This is a genomic window from Psychrosphaera sp., assembly GCF_982872775.1.
On record NZ_CEYNSH010000005.1, the window covers coordinates 64,289 to 83,204 of the forward strand.

Sequence of the window (18,916 nt, forward strand, 5' to 3'; positions counted from 1 at the left end):
GCTAATTATACTCTTTGCGTGAACGGCTTCATAGCGAAAGACAATATAATAAACCAACAAACAACAGAGATACTAATATGAGAAATATTGCATTATCACTTACCATGCTATTCGGCCTCATTGGCTCTGCTCAAGCAGTAGACGGCGATGTTGAAGCAGGTAAAGCTAAATCAGCAACCTGTGCGGCCTGTCACGGTCCAGATGGTAACAGCAGCATTACAGCGTATCCTAAAATTGCGGGCCAACACGCCGGTTATTTATATAAGCAGTTAAAAGAATTTAAGTTAGGCATGACCTCAGGGGGTAAAGAAGGTCGTGTAAACGCAGTAATGGGTGGCATGGCAATGCCATTATCAGATCAAGATATGAAAGACATCGCAGTTTATTTCGCTTCTTTAACTACATCAGCGGGTACGACACCTGAAGATGTAATCACTGAAGGTGAGTTATTATATCGCGGTGGTGATATGGAACGTGGAATTCCAGCTTGTCAGGCTTGTCACGGTCCTCGTGGCGTTGGCCAAAGCCTTGCCGGCTTCCCTAAGATTTCTTTCCAGCACCCAGAGTACACAAAGATTCAATTGGAAATGTTCCGCTCTGGTGAACGCAACAATGACATGAATCGAATGATGCGTGACATTGCTAGTAAATTGACTGATAAAGATATTGAGATTTTATCAAAATACCTATCGGGACTTCACTAACCCCCGAACCGATATCAGTAAAAAGAGCACCTTTTAAGGTGCTTTTTTTATAAATATAAGGAAAAACCTGGGTGTTTTTTCATCTTTTAGTGAACTAATAAAAAGAACTCAACGTATATTTCCTTATATTCACCTCCTTTGGTCTTACATGCTTTGTGAGACATCAACCAGTACCAAACTAAGATATTTCTTAAATAAAAGTTTAAAAAACAACCAACCCTTTGTTTTGTAAGGAAATACCGCTTTCATTAAAGGACAGGTGTAAAAAAATGTTAATTTTTACTTGAGTCTCGTCTCAGAAAGAGTACATTTACTCCCGTTGCCACGTAATAGAAAACAAAATGGATTCTACCTAAGGAATAGGTGTGGTAAGCATTATTTCTAGAATTGCCCACTTGGCAAGCATGGAAGAAATAAGAAAGCACCAATGATTGGTCGATAAAATATAAAAACATACATGGAATGTTAAATAAAAAAAATACGGAAAATTGCAGAAGTGACAAGACAAGGTGTCGTGCGTTCGGAAGGATATTCGAAATAAAAATAGGAGAAGTGTCAGATTTTTAATCCAACACTTGCTAGAATTAGAGGCGATAGCGGTCACACTGTCGCCTTTTTTATTGCCTGCAATTCGGCATATCAGTTAAAATCCGCTTATTGACCCCATTCATAATTATTTGTCCAAACTGGAGACTCCATGACTCGTCGTAAAAAAAGCCGTAAAGTCGGTCAAATTGGTGTTAGGAAACAGGAAACTCGTCCTTCTGACACTAAGACGCCACGCAAAAAGAAAGCCCCAAAAGGCCAGCAGTCAGGGAATAGAAACAGCTTAGTTGATGACAAGGTAAAATCGACAACGACGAGTGCCGGTTCGACCAAAAAAGACCCTAGAATTGGCAGTAAGAAAGCCATTAGCCTAGTTAAAGCCGAGCCAGTACCAAAACCACAAAAGCCAAAGCTTGACCCAAATAAAGCGGTACCAGCAGCTAAATTAGAAAAAGTTAAAGAGCAAATTGATCCGCAAGTTGAGTTGAACAATATTGAGTCAGACGAGCGTTTAATCGACTTAGCAGAGCGCGTTGAAAATGGTGAGTTAATCACAGGTAAAGACGCCAAATACTTCAACAAGATGATGGATAGGCATGCCGAGCTGTTAGAAATACTTGGACTTGAGGAAACCTCTGAGGAACCTGATCCACTCTCTGCTTTAGATGATGCGGACCAGTGGGATGACTTACTAAACGATAAAGATTAAGAATATGTGGTATGTAATTTCGGCGTTAGCCGTGATCATAGTTTCTGGTTTGGCGTTTTATGCAGGCCGGTTACTTTGGAAGTTAAAAGAACAAAACGAAGCTGTAGCAAACGAAAAAGCAAAAAAAGAAAAGTACTTAGTCGATAGTATTTCTCATATCGCCAAGGCGATGCGAGAAAAGCAATGTGAGTACTCTGAAGGTGTACTTCGTATTTGGGTTCTACTTGATCACTATAACTCAGGTAAGGAATCTCCGAAGGATTACGCAGCGTTATATCCTGGCTTTGCCAAGTTGTATGACGTAGTAAAAGATATGCCGACACATGAAGCTAGAAAGAAGTTTTCTAAAAAAGAAATCTTCGAGATGGACTCCAAACGATGGGCTGCAGAAAAAGAGTATGAACAGCAAATTGATACCGACTTAGAAGTATTATTAAAAGAGTTTCCATAGCTCATCATCGAACTTCCTTTTAATTTGATAGTCCACACTTCGAAATAAAGACACGTAAGTTTAATTACAAATAAAAGCAGTGATATAGGCATCACTGCTTTTTTTTATGCAAAATTACAAATGATAATAATTCTCACTTGCAATAAGTAAATTGATATTCTATTATCACCCCAGTTGATAATGATTCTCATTAAGAATAATCAAAACGTCTATCAGAGTGTGGCGGGCATAGCGCAAAGTTCCGCTTAATATAAATATGGAGAAAGGAGCTACTTATCGAGAAAGGTAAATATCAGTTTTAACCTACTGAAAAAAGGGTTAATAAGTGTTTGTTGGTAGAAATGAAAAGCCACCTGTGCGGTGGCTTTTTCATATTCGTAAATAGTTGCGTAATACGTTAGCTGTTGTTTAACTTGGCCAACAGCTTGTCTTTTTCTGTCCAGACCGCATTCAACCAATTTTGAAAGCGTACTTTAAAGGCATCATCTTCAAAATAATCACCCACTATTTCCTCGTTCACTTCCATTACTTCAATTTTGACTTGTACGCGCTTTAATTTACCCATCAACATATCTTGTGCCGGGACTTCATTGTCTGGGTAGTTAAGTGTCACGTTTAAAACACCTGAAAACAAGTGCCCCATTGCAGCCAACGTAAAGGCAATACCACCCGCTCTTGGCGGCAACAGATGCTGTAAATCCGTGCCTGACTGGCGTTGTTTCTCTTTTGTAAAACGAGTTCCTTCAACAAAGTTAATAATCGTTGCTGGAATGTATTTGAATTTGGCACAAGACTCCTTAGTCGTACGAATGTCTTCCCCTTTTTTCTCAGGGTGCTTCTCTAAATAACTACGACTAAAACGCTTCATAAATGGCATATCCATGGCCCAAGCAGCCATGCCGACAAATGGCACCCATTTTAATTCATTCTTTAAGAAAAACTTTGGTGTCGGCAAAGTATGTAAGGCCACTTGAGTAAGTACAAGAATATCTACCCAACTCAAATGATTACAGATTAACAGGTACCAACTTTTTTTATCGTATTTATTATCTGAGTCTATTTCCCACTTAATGGGGTTCGTTAAGTTCATCGCCAACAAGTTACACAAAGCCCAACCCCTAAATAGGATGTTGTTTACCCAGCTAATGCCCAATGAAATGGGTTTGATTGGAATAAAGAATTTAACTAAACCCAAGCAAAAAATAGCTCCACCTATCACAGCCGTGATCATAAAAAACAGTGGTACTGTAATAAAAATTAAAATCCAACTAGGTAAAAATGAAAGCATATTAATTCCTTATTTTGCGACTTCCGCTTGTTCTTTCAAACGCTGCAATGTGTTTTCTTTTTCAATCCAAACCGAATTCACCCAGGTATGGAGGCGCTTTTTGTATTCTTTGTCATTGGCATAATCACCTAGCAAGTCATGGGTAATTTCATGCAAGTTAACATGTAGATACACGTCCTTTAAGCGTCCAGAGATAAAGTGCCAAAACGTTGGAATCTTATTCGGATAATAAATTGTGACATCAACCACTTTGTGAAGCTGTTCACCCATTACGGTGAGAACAAAACCAATCCCCCCCGATTTGGGCTTAAGAAGTCCTTCATAAGGGCTTTGTTGTGCCTCATGTTTTGCTTGAGTAAAACGGGTACCTTCAATGAAGTTCATGACTGAAACTGGTTTATATTTAAACCTTTCACAGGACTTTTTAGTCGTTTCCAAATCTTTACCCTTGAGGTGCGGGTTTTTAGCCAAGAAGTCCTTTTTGTATCGACGCATAAATGGAAAGTCGAGTGCCCACCAAGCGAGACCAAGAATCGGGACATAAATCAATTCTCGTTTTAAGAAAAACTTAAGAAAAGGTATCTTGCGATTAAACACACGCTGAAGAATTAAAATATCTGTCCATGACTGATGGTTCGCAAGTACTAAATACCAGTCTTTTGGTGAAAAGTTAGTGTCGCCAGATAAATGAATTTTGTAGTTGCTGAACAGGGTTTGAATACCTGTGTTCACCGTGACCCAACCCATTGCACAAAAGTCTAACGCTATAGTGATATATTTACGTGTAAACTTAAACGGAATCAATTTGAACACTGACAATACAAAAATGGGCGTTGCCCAAAATAACGTATTAATTGTGTAAACCAAAAATGAAATTATCCCTGTGAAAACACGGCCAATCGCCGCCAACATTTCAAACATGATTGTTCCTCAATTAATCTTCAAAGTAAGTATATCCGGTTAGTCCGGCTTGTAATTCTTCAATAAATTGCTCAGCTTTAACTGAATCTATTTCTGCTCTTATCATTTGGCTTTCGTAACTCGCCAATAACTTATCCGCGTCATACTGAACATGCGCCAATACATCCGCCACGTTTTCACCTTTGATCGACTGAGTAAATACATAACCTCGTGGGTCAGACGCATCAAGTTCGACATGAACGGAGTCCGTATCACCAAATAAATTGTGTAAGTCACCCAAAATTTCTTGATACGCGCCAACCATAAACATACCGATTAAATAGTCGTTGTGGTCGGTGTAAGGCGGCAAGGCTAATGTACTTTCAATCCCTGCACCATCTACATAGTTACGAATCTGACCGTCTGAATCACAAGTAATGTCTTGGATAATTGCCCGGTTTTCTAAAGGTTTATCCAGATATTTTATTGGCATGACAGGAAATAGTTGCTCAATTCCCCATACATCAGGTAACGATTGGAATAAACTAAAGTTAACAAAAAGTTTGTCGGCTAATTTTTCATTGATTTCGTCAAGGACCTCGCGATGTGAACGAGACCTAGGGTCCAACTCTTCTCTCACTGTACTTAGTATTTTGAAATACAACTGCTCCACTTTGGCCCAATGTAACATGCTGATCAGTCCAACGACGTATTGTTGGTGAGCATCAGAAAACAAATGAACCGCATCGTGGAAAGACTCTAAGGCATGCCGGCCATCAATTAACTGATAAGAACGCCAAAGCTCATGAATAATGGTTGGACAGTCTTCATTTGGTGGTGTGACGACGTCAGGAACAGGCGCTTTTTCAACATCTATAACATCGGTGATCAACATAGCGTGATGCGCAGTCATTGCACGACCTGATTCAGTAATGATATCAGGATGCGGTAAATCGAATTTTTCACAGATTTCAACAATAGGCGCGATAACATTTTTGGCGTACTCCGCCATCGTGTAATTCATTGAGCAAGCACTGCGAGAGCCCGTTCCTTCGTAATCAACGCCCAGACCACCGCCTACATCGATAATGCTAATAGGTACACCCATTTGATTTAACTCGGCATAATGACGAGCACACTCACGAATCGCATTGTGAATATCTCTGATATTGGCAATTTGAGAGCCAATATGAAAGTGAACCAATTTGAGATGTTCAAGCATGTTAGCAGACTTAAGTTTGTCGATAACTTGTAGAACCTGGTTTGCTGATAAGCCAAACTTACCTTTTTCCCCACCCGTGTTCTGCCACTTGCCTTTGCCGATAGAATTTAGCCGAATTCGAATACCGATAGTTGGCAAAACTCCAATATCTTTAGCTGCTTCAACTAACGCGTCTACTTCCGTCATCTTTTCGATAACGATATGAACCTGATGACCCATTGCTTGGCCAATACAGGCCAAACGCAAAAACTCACTGTCTTTGTAGCCATTACAAACGATGGTAATTGGTTTGTCTGAAATTCCCAAAATCGCCATCAATTCAGGCTTACTGCCCGCTTCAAGGCCCACTTTATTGGATGGATGTGAAACCAGCTTTTCAACAACAGAGAATTGTTGATTTACTTTAATTGGATAAACGGCAGTATATTTTCCTCGGTATTCACGCTCTTTTTTAGCATTAACAAATGCATTAATAAGAGACGTCGCGCGATGCGTTAAAATATCGGTAAAACGCACAAGGATGGGTAAGGTCAGCCCTTCTTCTTTTAACTGTTCTGCTAGGGTCGCTAAGTTAATAGTGTTAGCACCGGTTCGCTTTAATGGGTTGACGCACAATTCACCTTGTTCGTTAATATCTACATAACCCTCGCTCCAACGTTTTACGTTGTAGGTTTTTTTTGCAAACTGGACCGCCGACTTAGTCATTCAACACCCTCAAAAACACACTTGGTTAATCATTTACCAAGTAGTTAAGACCCAAAATAGATCTCGCATTTTAGCCTATAAATGACCGCAAACAAAAAGTAAAAATTGCGATAAAGCCATTTATAAACGAAAATAACCCAGTAAATTTAAACTTTTTTACTTATGGAGACGTGAGTGACCACGCAAAAAAACACAACCCCGTCATTAATGAACGATGAATGGTGTAACGAAATCAACAACGGTGCAGCGTTTGGCTTGAAAATTAAGCAAAAGCTTGCCAGTAAGCAATCTGACTTCCAGCTTGTTGAAATCTATGAAACTGAAGAGTTTGGTAATTTAATGATGCTAGATGGCTGTACCATGGTCTCTAGCCGAGAAAACTTCCTTTATCATGAAATGATGAGTCACCCAGCATTGTTCAGTCACCCAAATCCGAAAAATGTGGTGATCATCGGTGGTGGTGACTGCGGTACTTTACGCGAAGTCCTCCGCCACAAAGGTGTAGAGAGTGTACACCAAATCGATATCGACAAAGTTGTCACAGACATGGCCGAAGCATTCTTTCCTGAACTATGTGAAAAGAACAATGACCCACGTGCACACATCATGTTTGATGATGGCATCAAGTTTATGGCAGAGGCGAAAGACAACTCAATTGATGTAATCATCGTGGACAGTACAGACCCAGTAGGTCCAGGTGAAGGTTTATTTAACCATGCCTTTTATACAAACTGTTTACGCGCACTGCGAAATGACGGTATTTTTGTTCAACAAAGTGAGTCGCCACTGCTGCATTTAGAGCTGCTACTTGATATGCGTCAAGCCATGTTAGATGTGGGCTTTAGTGATTTAAGTCATGTCAACTTCCCACAAATGATTTACCCGTCTGGTTGGTGGTCAGGGACTATGGCGAAAAAAACAGGTAAGTTCGACGGCTTTAGGCAAGAGGACGCCACAGCGCTAGCAAATGAAGGCGAACTTCAATATTACAATGCCGATATGCACCAAGCCTCCCAAGCACTACCTAACTTCCTAGCGAAGGCATTTGCTAATCAGAAATAATAAAAAACCCAGCTAAGCTGGGTTTTCTTTTAATCTATGGGTTCTATCCACACTGACTGAGAGTAGTGTTCATAATGTAGATGAAAACGTTTCCCTTCTTTTTCATAATCAATTTGGTGGCGATCCATTCCGTAATCTGTCGCTTTGATTTCTGCTCCCTCAGCCTCAATAAACTCTTGAGCAAACTCTTTAAAATCGTCCCAATCGGGAATGGGTGAAACAGAAACGTGCTGAACTTTTTCTTGAGTCTCAGGAGGTAACACTTTAAAACTGAAACGATTACTCATCTAATCATTGCCTTTCTTAAAAAATTTATCGCAACTATAATAAAACTAGGATAAAGCACGCTTTATTATTTATTAACTAGTCCGCTTAATTTTAGCCTGATTTGAGAATTATGGATATTCAAAGTTTAACGAAACAACTCGATGATTTACATCAATCTCCCCCTTTTGAAAAATGGAACCCGCCTTTTTGTGGAGACATTGATATCGTCATTAAGGAGGATGGACGCTGGTTCTACATGGGCTCACCCATAGGACGTCTAAAGCTAGTCCAGTTGTTTGCCTCTGTGCTGATCAAAGAAAACGACGAGTACTTTTTAAAAACGCCAGCAGAAAAAGTGCGAATTCAAGTCGAAGATGCACCTTTTACTATTACACAATGGCAAACTAAACCGACCGATGAAGGTGATGCCATTATTGTTACCACTAATCTCGAACAACAATTTGTTCTAGGCGACCAGCATCCTCTCATCAATGAAACTGAAAATAATGAAGCTGCCGAGCCAAAACTGTACGTTCAAGTACACCGAGGGCTGAGAGCCAGAGTACACCGAAATGTGTTTTATCAATGGATCAACCTGGCCGATAGTACAGAAAACAACCAAACAAATTCTTTTTTTATCGAAAGCGCAGGCAGACGATTTATCTTAGGAACCGCATAAACCCTCGTCTACTGTACGTTTTGGTTACACTTAAACATTTAATTTGCTGATTTTTCGAACAAAAACTGTATCTCTACCCATTTTACAAAAATGTAACAAAAGGTAATACTCTCCTCACGCATCAGATAGCCCCTTTATTTTCCATTACCTTTTTTAGTTGGAGAATGTCGGTTACCTAGGGAGAAGGTATGGTTATTTTTAGACGAAATTACAGACAAGAAATGTTACAAAAAGGTGATTACTCGGATAACAAATCGCCAAAGTTGAAACACTTTTTTTATGCCTCCTTATTGGCGTCAAGCTCGTTAGCTTTGTTGTTGTATATTATCGATATAGATTTTGTAACTCACTACTTCTCCACGTTGGCAGCCCCTTTAGACGCCGCTTCAACACCTTCTGAACTGGCTGACAGTAATAATGGTTAGCCTATTAAAAAACCGTTTCTGGTCGCAAAGCCAATTTGTGTTACAAGGCAGTAATGCAGAATGTGGTTTAGCCTGTATCGCTAACCTTCTAAATGCTCATGGTAGTCATATCGGTTTACAACACCTTAGAAGGCTTTTTCCAAACTTCTCAAATGGCGGGACATTAGCTGATGTGATTACGGCATTAAAAAAGCTGAATTTTAGTTCGACACCATATTCTCTTGATACTGAAGAACTAAACCAACTTACTCTGCCTTGTATACTTCATTGGGACATGAATCATTTTGTGGTGTTAACCAAAGTAAGTGATGATATTTTTACCGTTGTCGATCCAGCCAAAGGAGAACGAAGGCTTAATGAAGACGAATTTAATCGTTATTTTACTGGCGTAGCCTTAACCGCCGCTCCACAAGCTAATTACACACCGACCCAGGCGCCAGACGGCACATCGATCACTAAGTTGGTTCCTGTTACATCAATCGTAGTGACCACCTTTCTTAAAGTCTTTTTATTGTCCCTTGTTTTGCTCGGGATCTCTTTATCAATGCCTTTATTTTTGCAGGTCACCATTGATAATGTCATCCCTAATAGAGACGGTATTTTGTTGGCACAACTTGTTGTTATATTTAGCGTGCTCATAGCCTTGCAAAGTTATACAACCGCACTACGTGCAAGATTCACCCTCTTTTTAAGCACTCACATTGGTACCGAACTTACCTCAAATACCTTTGAACACTTATTAAAGCTTCCACTTACTTATTTTAAAACTCGTTACCCAGCCAACTTGCAAGCGCGCTTCGATTCTATCGAGCAGGTTCGATTCTTATTAAGTAATAAACTCGTTGAATCCGCGCTCGATGGCATGATGGCAATAGGTATTTTTATTGTCCTATTTGTTTATCAACCTTTACTAGCGGGTTTAATCATGATGACGACCGTGGTTTATGTTTGGGTAAGGTTTCGTGCGTATCAACAAACTAAACTACTGACGGATAGAGTCATTGACTCTGGGGCGCAAAATGCAGCTTACTTTCTTGAAACCGTTCAAACCATTCAGTCGATTAAACTAGCGCAATTAGAGCAGAGCCGACTTACAAACTGGCAGTCAAAGCTCATTTCTTATTTCAATTCTCGACTTCACCTCAATTGGCTGAAAATTAATGTCCAGCAACACTGTAACTTAATAATTGGGCTGGATAACTTGTTGATCATTACGGTAGGTGCCTTTTTTATAATCTCAGTACCAACAGCTGAGCAAGTATTTACCTTAGGCATGCTGACCGCGTTCATTGCATATAAGGTACAACTTAACTTTCGCTTAACTAATTTTATTGAAAACGTATTTGAATTGAAGCTTCTATCGTTGCATGTTGAGCGGATTGCCGATATTACCAATGAGCCAGAAGAAAAGCGTCAAGAGGCTCAGTTAGATGACTGTCACACTCTTGAGGTATCAGAACTTGATTTTTGTTATCCAGGTTCACAAGTCCCCACACTTAAGGCCCTCAACTTTTGCATAAACAAAGGTGATCACGTTGCGATTATTGGACCATCTGGTTCGGGAAAGTCATCAATATTTAATGTTTTACTTGGTATTTACCCTTACCAAAGTGGTTGTATTTTAATTAATGGTGAACCATTCAATTCAGAACAATTACATGCTTTTAGACGGTTCGTCGGCGTTGTGTCTCAACAAGATGTCCTGCTATCAGGAACCATCTTGAACAATATTACTGGGTTTACTGAAAAGCCTGACATACAACTCGCCCAACGAGTATGTGAAATCTGTTGTATTTCGAAAGCTATCGAAGCCCTGCCAATGACTTATCAAACCCCGATTGGCGAATTAGGCGCCGTCCTATCAGGTGGAGAGCAACAAAGGCTTCTACTTGCCCGAGCGCTCTATGATAAGCCTAGTTGGTTAGTTCTGGATGAAGCGACGGCTCACTTGGATCAAAGAACCGAACAACAAATCTATAACAATTTGCGTGATTTAGATATGACCATTGTCTCTATCACTCACAGGTCGAATGCGACGCGCTTTGCATCAAAAGTGCTAACACTCGACACAAACGGCAGAATTTCTGTCCGCTCAACCTAGCAACAAGTCCAAATTGATAATAAATAAAGAGAAGGATTCCTATGAATATCAACAACGAGCACCTGCTATCAAAAAGAGAATTACAGGTTTATCAACATATTATTTGTGGTGAAAGTCAAAAGGAGATCGCTGATAAATTATACATCTGCGTGAGGACAGTGAAGTTTCATTCTGGAAACATTTATCAAAAACTAAACGTCAAAAACAAGGCAGAGTTGTTACGCCAAATTCAACAAGAAGAAACGATTGCACTACAAAGAATGAAAATAGCGGAATCTGGACCTAAGTTCAGCTGACATAATAAATAACTATTCTACATTTGTAATGTCATTAAATAAAACGGGAGCGAATGCTCCCTCACCTTAGAAGTATTAGGTGACATTACAAAGGAATAGTTATGCCAAATACTTCATCGACTTCAACAAAAACTATCGCGCTAAACCCTTTATCTATGCCATGCACGGCAGGCATTCACCGAGCTCTTACAGAAGAGAAGTCGACTGCTAATCAGATATTTCGAAGCACTCCTTTAACCAAGACTCATAACAATTTATTAGACGCGACATGTAGCGCAATTTTCTCCCATGCTTTAAATATGGTGTTGCCAATCGGGACTGTTGAGGTCAAGTCAGTGCAACATGTATTCAGCGAGGCGGACTGCGGCAATATAGACGAGAAAGACAAAGCAGTGTCTATCAGTGCAACTTCATTAAGCCCTGGAAAGTTTATAAACTCAGCCAACTACGGGGACTTAAACGTCGCCAACAAACGTCTTGAAACCTACCGAATCCGCCAAGCGTTTTCGGATTTAAACAGCGCATTTGGTACCGAGCAAAAGTTTACTCAATTCATTACACGTACTCTTGATAACTGTGCAAATCAAACCGCTTATGCTTACGTACATCAAATTGGTTTGGGCAGTATCACACCCGAAGATATCACTATTGATGGCAAGTGGGTCGGATTAGCAAATGCTGGACTACAGGTAACACCTGAAATTAATGGTAGCGCGGCAACTTCGTTAAATAACGGCCACGACTGGCAGCAAGAGCATACTGATTTAAGTTCAATTTATATAAAATGGGTTTGTTACTACAACTCATTTAATCAAACCCAAATCAATACCGATACACTCATCGACTTTTATAACGATAAATTTAACCAGTATCTAGAAAAATACTCTGTCGAGTTCATTGGCTATGAATCATCTGTAGCAAGCTTTGCTGATTTAAAAGCGGAGAAGCGCTTTTTGGTCAAGCTCATAAAAGCAATATACAACCGGGCTCAGCATAGTGATTCGTTAAAACCTATTACGTTAAAACAGATATTACTGGCCGAAATAAGTGCTTTTTATTGTTGCTCTAATTCAGGTGAACCTAAAGTGGCTAGTCCCAATTGTGACGCCACTACATGCCAAATAAATGAAGGCCGCTTTCCTGACTTTTCTAGCTCACATGCTCAAACCGTCAGTAAAAAGCAAACGGTCGATACTTCCACACGACAGTCTCGTTTAATTGAAACAATGCGTGAATTTTATAACTCGCCGTTTACCCACTCTGCGCAATCTATCGCGTGTGCAATTAAAGCCTTTAGGAAAGTTATCTTTTCGGACGCGTTATCTAATTCTGTTGTTAAAGGCGTAATCACTCAAAAACTAGCGACCAGCGGAACACAAGACTTAGAAAAGCTGACAAATAGATATCGAGAACTTGCATGTTGGCTATTTAATCGATTAGACAGTTCGGTTCACGTCATTCTATTTGTTAATAGCTTTGTGAAATGCTTTTTTGTTCCGGTTACCCATTCATTTGTTTATGAGAACTTCAAAAATGGGGACCGATATTCATTCATGAATTTACCGGATCTAATGGAGTACCTATCTCGCCAACCTCAATTAGATTTTTACCTGCCAGGCGTTGATGGCTGGCAACGACTCGAACAACTTATCCGGTTGCTTTTGAATGTTGAGCAAGCCAATGGGTAAGAAGCGGCTAGCTTGCATAGACATTGAACGAAACATACAAGCCAGCCAATTAACCGCGGTTAAACCGCACTTAACTAACCACGATGTGGTTAAGGTTTAGTATACACAAAGGAACAGGAACAAAAGGATCAGTTTTACACTACGTATTAGTTTCAGAATTCGGTGTGTTACCGAAACCCTTGCGGACTTGAACGGAACACAAGGGATAACCTGTTGCAATTGCAACAACTTAACGAACAGGCCTAGGCCTAAGGAAATAAAATGAAAACATTAACAACTAGCCAAACTCAGCAAGTATCAGGTGGCGCATTTTTTAATATTGTCCGCTGGATTATCCAAGAAGTGATGTTTGCCGCAATAGACGACATCTTATCCGGTAATATGCAGGCGCTTGGCGAACGTGAAAACCGCCCTGTAGGTACGCGCCCATAAACGCACCTCGTATTTAATATAAAACTTTAGCAAGCTGAAATTAGCGGTAGCTTGCTTTTGAGCTGCTTATTTAAAACGTCGAATATGTTAGACCGCCAAAACAAAATAACGTTAGATAAACCGACAGTAATGAGTTTTTCTAGAGAAGCTGAGCTATTTGTTGGTATATTTCCGCTGCTTTGGCTGGAGTTAAATTACCTTTTACATTGATTTCACCTGTGGTCACAGAAACGCGAATTTGTTCTTTGGGGATGTCAGGGGTCGGGTTATCAATGGTTTGCTGTCGTTGTTGGGAAGGTGTTCGAGACAAGTCGACGGCTGCTGCGGGATTTATATTTGTTGTACGATCAATCACCTGTGCCTTATCCGGTCTGGTGGATACAGCATTACTCGTTTTGGTCTGTTCAATACCTGCAGTCACTGGCACTGGTGTGCCAACCAACGTCATAACTACCTCACTGCTATCAAGCACAACTAAAGGTTAGATTAACTTTTTTAATTATAGTTCACTTTTACGTAAGCAATAAAAAACCGGCTCATTCTATAGAATCGCCGGCTTTATTATTTTCTATTTTTCTAGATAGCACAACTTAGATAAGAACTAGTTGATGCCTAATTTTTTCTCTAAGTAATGGATGTTCGTACCACCATTTTGGAAGTGCTCATCATCCATAATTAATTGCTGTAGCGGCACGTTTGTTTTGATGCCATCAATCAACAACTCATTTAAGGCATGTTCCATACGCTTGATAGCAATACCACGGTTTTCACCGTAGGTGATCAGCTTACCAATCATTGAGTCATAGTTAGGTGGCACCTTGTAATCTGTGTAGATATGTGAATCCCAACGAACCCCTAAACCACCTGGCGAGTGAAAACGCTTAATTTGACCCGCACATGGGATAAATGTTTCTGGGTCTTCAGCATTGATTCGACACTCAACCGCATGACCGCGAATCTGAATATCTTCTTGCGTCAATGATAATGGCTGACCTGCAGCAATACGCAATTGCTCTTTGATTAGGTCGACGCCAGTAACCATTTCCGTTACAGGGTGCTCAACCTGAATTCGCGTGTTCATCTCAATGAAGTAGAACTCGCCATTTTCATATAAGAACTCAAACGTACCAGCACCGCGATAGCCAATTTCAATACAAGCGCGAACACAACGATCGCCAATATATTTACGTAGCTCTGGTGTGATACCTGGTGCTGGAGCCTCTTCAACCACTTTTTGGTGACGACGTTGCATTGAACAGTCACGTTCACCTAAGTGAATCGCGTTGCCTTGACCGTCCGCCAGAACCTGAACTTCAATATGACGAGGGTTTTCAAGGAATTTTTCCATGTAAACCATTTCGTTATTAAACGCCGCACCGGCTTCCGCTTTGGTCATTTGGATAGAGTCGATAAGTGACTCTTCATTGCGCACAACACGCATACCACGACCACCGCCGCCACCAGCAGCTTTAACAATAAGAGGATAGCCAATACGACGAGCAATTTGCTTGTTCGTATCTGCGTCGTCACCCAATTCACCATCAGAACCTGGTACACAAGGTACGCCAGCTTTTTTCATTGCTTCAATGGCTGACACTTTGTCACCCATTAAACGAATCGTGTCACCTTTAGGACCGATGAAAATAAGTCCACTTTGCTCAACTTGGTCAGCAAAATCAGCGTTCTCTGCTAAGAAACCATAACCCGGGTGAATCGCAACGGCATCCGTTACTTCTGCTGCCGCAATAATTCGAGGGATATTTAGGTAACTGTCCATCGCCGATGCTTTACCGATACAAATGGTTTCATCAGCTAACAACACGTGTTTAAGATTTCTATCTGCCGTTGAGTGAACCGCAACAGTTTTGATTCCTAGCTCTTTACAAGCTCGCAATATACGCAGTGCAATCTCACCGCGGTTTGCGATGACTACTTTATCTATCATGACTGACCCCTATTATTCGATGATGAATAGTGGTTGTTCAAATTCGACTGCGTCTTCGTTCTCTACTAGGATTGCTTTAACCACGCCGGCTTTATCCGACTCAATTTGGTTCATCATCTTCATCGCTTCAACGATACACAATACATCGCCTACTTTTACAGTCTGACCCACTTCAACAAATGGAGGGTTTGAAGGAGAAGAAGCACGGTAAAAAGTACCAACCATTGGTGATACCACTTGGTGACCACTTGGTTGTGCCGCTTCTGATGACTCAGCGCTTGCACTTGGTGCTGCTGGAGCCGCTTGTGGAGCAGGCGCTTGAGGCGCAGCTTGTGGCGCTGCATATTGAACTGGCGCAGGAGCCATTGCTGGGGCACCTGAGATGCGGATAGACTCATCGCCTTGCGTGATTTCAATCTCACCAACGCCAGACTCTTTAACCATATCGATAAGTGTTCTGATCTTACGAATATCCATTTTTATCACCTATTATTCTATTAATTCTTATTAATGTACGAGTGGCAAATGCCGATTCTTTTCAATCTCGGTCTTATCCATTTTTAAAAGCTGGTGCCGAGTTAAATTCGTTTTATTCCGCAAATGTGCTGATGGCTTTATCGAGCGCAAAACGGTATCCGTCTGCACCCAAACCACAAATCACACCAACGGCAATATCTGATAAAAATGAGTGGTGTCGAAATGATTCCCTTGCATGTACATTAGATAAATGAACTTCAATAAATGGAATTTCAACGCCCAGTAAGGCATCGCGCAACGCGATACTTGTGTGGGTTAAGGCGGCCGGATTAATCACAATAAAGTCCACCTTGCCACGAGCTGCATGAATAGCTTCAATAAGGTCACCTTCGTGATTGGTTTGAAGATGCTCTAGTGCTACCGAGTTTGCTTCGGCTTGTGCCGTCAACGCCTCAACAATATCGCTTAATGTTTGTGAGCCATACACTTCTGGTTCACGGCTACCCAACAAATTTAAGTTGGGACCATTTAACACTAAAACCTTTCTAATTGTTGACATCATGCCGCCTTCTTGACTCATTTCATTTACTTCCGATCAATAGGTTGATATTTGAACTAACTTTACTAGGTTAGACATATAAAACACCATTAATCAGAAGATTTAAAGCCATTATAGAGAAATAAACACAATTAACAGCAAAATACTGGTCTAATGACCGAAGTTACAACGGCACAAACCCAGTTTTCAACTGTCTTATCGTAGTTTTAAGTCCAAAAGGTGTGTCGTTAGCTGTGGTTTATATACAGAAGCGGTATTTACAATTTAAGTTAGAAGTTATGGTAACTAACAGGAAGGTATAATCAGAGTCGAGGTAAACCGTATGGAGACAAATAAAGTCGAGATGAATTAAGTTGATATGAGTCGGTTACATAAAAAAGCGACACCGGATAAACCAAGTGTCGCTTTCAATCAGATAATATGGGTAGCAAGGTAAAAATCAACATGCATTAAGACACAAGGCAAACTTTACCAAACCTACCTATATTCGCTGTGAGCCAACCCTAACATAGACGATTAGCTACACACACTAGCGCTATTTGATGCCATTAAGATGGGCCAAGAAGGTTTCCGCATTCATAAAGCCAGTCACACGCTGATTCGTCAATTCGTTTCCTTGTTTGTCAAAAAACAAAATCGTCGGTAAGCCCAAAACGGCAAACTTCTCATAGATTTCTAAATCATCTTCATCGTTTTCGGTCATATCCATTTTGATCAATACAAAGTCATTCATACGATTTTGTACCGCTTTATCAGAAAAAGTCCAAGCTTCAAACTCTTTACAAGCAACACACCAATCAGCGTACAAATCAAACATGGCAGGCTTACCCTCTGCACTTGCTTGCTGCACTGTCTGCATTAATTCATCGTAGTTTTGAACGACCTTAAACTCGACTTTTTGCTCCACTTGAGCTTGGAAGTTAAAACCCAGTACAGGCAGTAATGGTTTTGCAATCATCAAGAAACCTAACGAGAAGCTAAGCAGTGCCGCTAACCAGAAGCCACTCTTGGCGGTATTAGACTCTTGTGACAAGTATTGTACGTGCAAATATGTCGCCAAGGCCAAAGTCAACGCACCAGCCAAGTAAAGCAGTGTGTCCAAGTCAACAATGCGCTCGAGCAGAATCAAAGGTACTGCAAGTAAAATAAAGCCAAACAGGTTCTTCACTACATTCATCCAATTACCTGCTTTAGGAAGTAATTTACCGCCTGAGGCACCAATCAACAATAATGGCAGACCCATACCTAGGCTGAGGACGTACAAGGTCACAAAACCGATGACCAAATCACCTGTTTGTGCAACGTATAGAAGTGCGCCTGTCAACGGTGCGGTCGTACATGGCGAAGCTATCAAGCCGCTAAGTAGACCCATCATAAAGACGCCAACTAAATTACCTGATTTTTGTTTATTACTGACTTCCGTCAGTTTGTTCGTCCACGACTGAGGCAATTGTAAGTTGTACCAACCAAACATAGCACCGGCTAGCAGGACAAAGATAATCGCTACCGCAATGAGTACCGCTGGGTGCTGCATCGCCGCTTGGAACTGGACACCCATACTTGCAACAACCAACCCCATCAATGAGTAAGTTAGTGCCATGCCTTGTACGTATACAAACGCAAGCCATAAACCTTTTTTCACTGTCATGTTAGATTGACCGGCAATAATGCTCGATAAGATTGGGAACATTGGGAAAACACAAGGCGTAAAGGCTAAACCTGCACCTAAACCGAAGAATATCAGTAACGTCCAAAGTAGGCTTTCGTTCGCTAGTCTGTCTGCTAATTCGTTTTGCTGTGAGCTACTTGCGCTTGTTGAATTCGTTGAAGCAGAAGTATTTGTTTCAGACAGGTTGTCACTCGTTGCCGATGCATCAGTTGTTGCAGTAAAAGGCTCAATAGCAATGCGCTTTACCGCAGGGTTATAACAAAAGCCCGCTTCTGCACAGCCTTGATAACGAATATTTAAATGACGAGGTTGGTCAGCATCGGTTGAATCTGACTCAAGGACAACGGTTAACTCGGTTGCAAAGAAATAAACGTCGGTAACTCCAAAGAATTCATCTTCGATTTGAGTTGCACCGCCTTTTTTCACCTCGACAACATTGACACCTTCACCTTGAAACTGAAACTTATCGGCGTACATGTAATAGCCATCAGCAATGGTGAATTCGAGAGTGACTTCATTGCCTTTTTGCTCATAGTCAAAAATGAACGCTTCATCTACGGGCAGGTAAGTTGGTTGTGAGGAAAATATTTCGGCCAATGGGTCTGATGCTTTTGCAGCAGTATTGTTAAGTGCCGAGCTATCTGACAGCTGAGCATGAGCTGCACCTATCTGACCCATATATAAAAACAGTGCCGTAAATAAAATGACGGTCCATGACCAAAATCGGTTTTGCTCGTTAGACGCTACGTTAAGCGCCTGCGGTGAATCATAATTCATTAATTTTACCTAAA

General features: G+C 40.8%; 19 protein-coding genes. 10 read left to right on the forward strand and 9 right to left on the reverse strand.

Annotated elements, in window-relative coordinates:
- Positions 1-77: 77 nt before the first annotated feature.
- The 3 genes from AC4E96_RS02740 to AC4E96_RS02750 all read left to right on the forward strand — a co-directional run bounded on the left by AC4E96_RS02740 (position 78) and on the right by AC4E96_RS02750 (position 2,410).
- Positions 78-704 (forward strand): c-type cytochrome, encoded by a 627-nt coding sequence (locus AC4E96_RS02740; protein ID WP_488031768.1) that lies wholly within the window; start codon positions 78-80, stop codon positions 702-704.
- Positions 705-1,401: 697 nt separating this feature from the next.
- Positions 1,402-1,959, forward strand: coding sequence for a Der GTPase-activating protein YihI (gene yihI, locus AC4E96_RS02745; protein ID WP_490254838.1), 558 nt, complete (start codon positions 1,402-1,404; stop codon positions 1,957-1,959).
- Positions 1,955-2,410 (forward strand): DUF2489 domain-containing protein, encoded by a 456-nt coding sequence (locus tag AC4E96_RS02750; protein ID WP_488031800.1) that lies wholly within the window; start codon positions 1,955-1,957, stop codon positions 2,408-2,410. The genes yihI and AC4E96_RS02750 overlap by 5 nt, the downstream gene beginning before the upstream one ends.
- A gap of 397 nt (positions 2,411-2,807) precedes the next feature.
- Here the strand turns inward: AC4E96_RS02750 and yihG (AC4E96_RS02755) are convergent, their stop codons facing one another.
- Genes yihG (AC4E96_RS02755) through speA form a run of 3 tightly spaced genes read right to left on the reverse strand, consistent with a single transcriptional unit; the run spans position 2,808 to position 6,525 of the window.
- The gene (gene yihG, locus AC4E96_RS02755; RefSeq protein ID WP_490254839.1) at positions 2,808-3,698 is read right to left on the reverse strand and encodes a 1-acylglycerol-3-phosphate O-acyltransferase, YihG family; all 891 of its coding nucleotides are present in this window, start codon (positions 3,696-3,698) and stop codon (positions 2,808-2,810) included.
- Positions 3,699-3,707: 9 nt separating this feature from the next.
- Entirely contained in the window at positions 3,708-4,610 is a 903-nt protein-coding gene (gene yihG, locus AC4E96_RS02760; protein WP_488031801.1) for a 1-acylglycerol-3-phosphate O-acyltransferase, YihG family, read from the reverse strand.
- A 22-nt stretch (positions 4,611-4,632) separates the two neighbouring features.
- Entirely contained in the window at positions 4,633-6,525 is a 1,893-nt protein-coding gene (gene speA, locus AC4E96_RS02765; protein WP_490254840.1) for a biosynthetic arginine decarboxylase, read from the reverse strand.
- 207 nt (positions 6,526-6,732) lie between these two features.
- On the opposite strand from speA, the gene speE reads away from it, so the two are divergent.
- A complete protein-coding gene (gene speE, locus AC4E96_RS02770) occupies positions 6,733-7,587 on the forward strand; it encodes a polyamine aminopropyltransferase (protein WP_490254858.1) in 855 nt (284 codons plus the stop codon).
- Positions 7,588-7,616: 29 nt separating this feature from the next.
- On the opposite strand, the gene AC4E96_RS02775 is transcribed toward speE, so the two are convergent.
- Positions 7,617-7,874: a DUF3630 family protein gene (locus AC4E96_RS02775; RefSeq protein ID WP_488031772.1), complete on the reverse strand. Its 258-nt coding sequence runs from the start codon at positions 7,872-7,874 to the stop codon at positions 7,617-7,619.
- A gap of 110 nt (positions 7,875-7,984) precedes the next feature.
- Here AC4E96_RS02775 and AC4E96_RS02780 point away from each other — a divergent pair, with 110 nt between their 5' ends.
- The 6 genes from AC4E96_RS02780 to AC4E96_RS02805 all read left to right on the forward strand — a co-directional run bounded on the left by AC4E96_RS02780 (position 7,985) and on the right by AC4E96_RS02805 (position 13,475).
- Entirely contained in the window at positions 7,985-8,533 is a 549-nt protein-coding gene (locus AC4E96_RS02780; RefSeq protein ID WP_490254841.1) for a DUF1285 domain-containing protein, read from the forward strand.
- Between the two features lie 188 nt (positions 8,534-8,721).
- Positions 8,722-8,958, forward strand: coding sequence for a hypothetical protein (locus tag AC4E96_RS02785; RefSeq protein WP_490254842.1), 237 nt, complete (start codon positions 8,722-8,724; stop codon positions 8,956-8,958).
- On the forward strand, positions 8,951-11,059 hold the full coding sequence (locus AC4E96_RS02790; RefSeq protein WP_490254843.1) for a peptidase domain-containing ABC transporter: 2,109 nt from the start codon (positions 8,951-8,953) through the stop codon (positions 11,057-11,059). Before AC4E96_RS02785 ends, AC4E96_RS02790 begins: the two co-directional genes overlap by 8 nt.
- Before the next feature lie 41 nt (positions 11,060-11,100).
- Positions 11,101-11,355: a response regulator transcription factor gene (locus tag AC4E96_RS02795; RefSeq protein ID WP_488031776.1), complete on the forward strand. Its 255-nt coding sequence runs from the start codon at positions 11,101-11,103 to the stop codon at positions 11,353-11,355.
- Positions 11,356-11,456: 101 nt separating this feature from the next.
- On the forward strand, positions 11,457-13,043 hold the full coding sequence (locus AC4E96_RS02800) for a hypothetical protein (protein ID WP_490254844.1): 1,587 nt from the start codon (positions 11,457-11,459) through the stop codon (positions 13,041-13,043).
- Positions 13,044-13,304: 261 nt separating this feature from the next.
- Positions 13,305-13,475 (forward strand): hypothetical protein, encoded by a 171-nt coding sequence (locus AC4E96_RS02805; RefSeq protein WP_488031778.1) that lies wholly within the window; start codon positions 13,305-13,307, stop codon positions 13,473-13,475.
- A 139-nt stretch (positions 13,476-13,614) separates the two neighbouring features.
- Here AC4E96_RS02805 and AC4E96_RS02810 read toward each other — a convergent pair whose 3' ends face one another.
- From AC4E96_RS02810 to AC4E96_RS02830, 5 genes are all read right to left on the reverse strand, one after another.
- Positions 13,615-13,923 (reverse strand): hypothetical protein, encoded by a 309-nt coding sequence (locus tag AC4E96_RS02810; RefSeq protein WP_490254845.1) that lies wholly within the window; start codon positions 13,921-13,923, stop codon positions 13,615-13,617.
- A 153-nt stretch (positions 13,924-14,076) separates the two neighbouring features.
- Positions 14,077-15,420 (reverse strand): acetyl-CoA carboxylase biotin carboxylase subunit, encoded by a 1,344-nt coding sequence (gene accC / locus AC4E96_RS02815; RefSeq protein ID WP_490254846.1) that lies wholly within the window; start codon positions 15,418-15,420, stop codon positions 14,077-14,079.
- A gap of 12 nt (positions 15,421-15,432) precedes the next feature.
- Positions 15,433-15,897 carry an acetyl-CoA carboxylase biotin carboxyl carrier protein gene (gene accB / locus AC4E96_RS02820; RefSeq protein WP_488031781.1) on the reverse strand — a complete coding sequence of 155 codons (465 nt, stop codon included), beginning with the start codon at positions 15,895-15,897 and terminating at the stop codon, positions 15,433-15,435.
- A 112-nt stretch (positions 15,898-16,009) separates the two neighbouring features.
- A complete protein-coding gene (gene aroQ / locus AC4E96_RS02825; protein ID WP_488031782.1) occupies positions 16,010-16,477 on the reverse strand; it encodes a type II 3-dehydroquinate dehydratase in 468 nt (155 codons plus the stop codon).
- 514 nt (positions 16,478-16,991) lie between these two features.
- Complete coding sequence (locus AC4E96_RS02830; RefSeq protein WP_490254847.1) at positions 16,992-18,902, reverse strand: protein-disulfide reductase DsbD; 1,911 nt, start codon at positions 18,900-18,902, stop codon at positions 16,992-16,994.
- Positions 18,903-18,916: the final 14 nt, after the last annotated feature.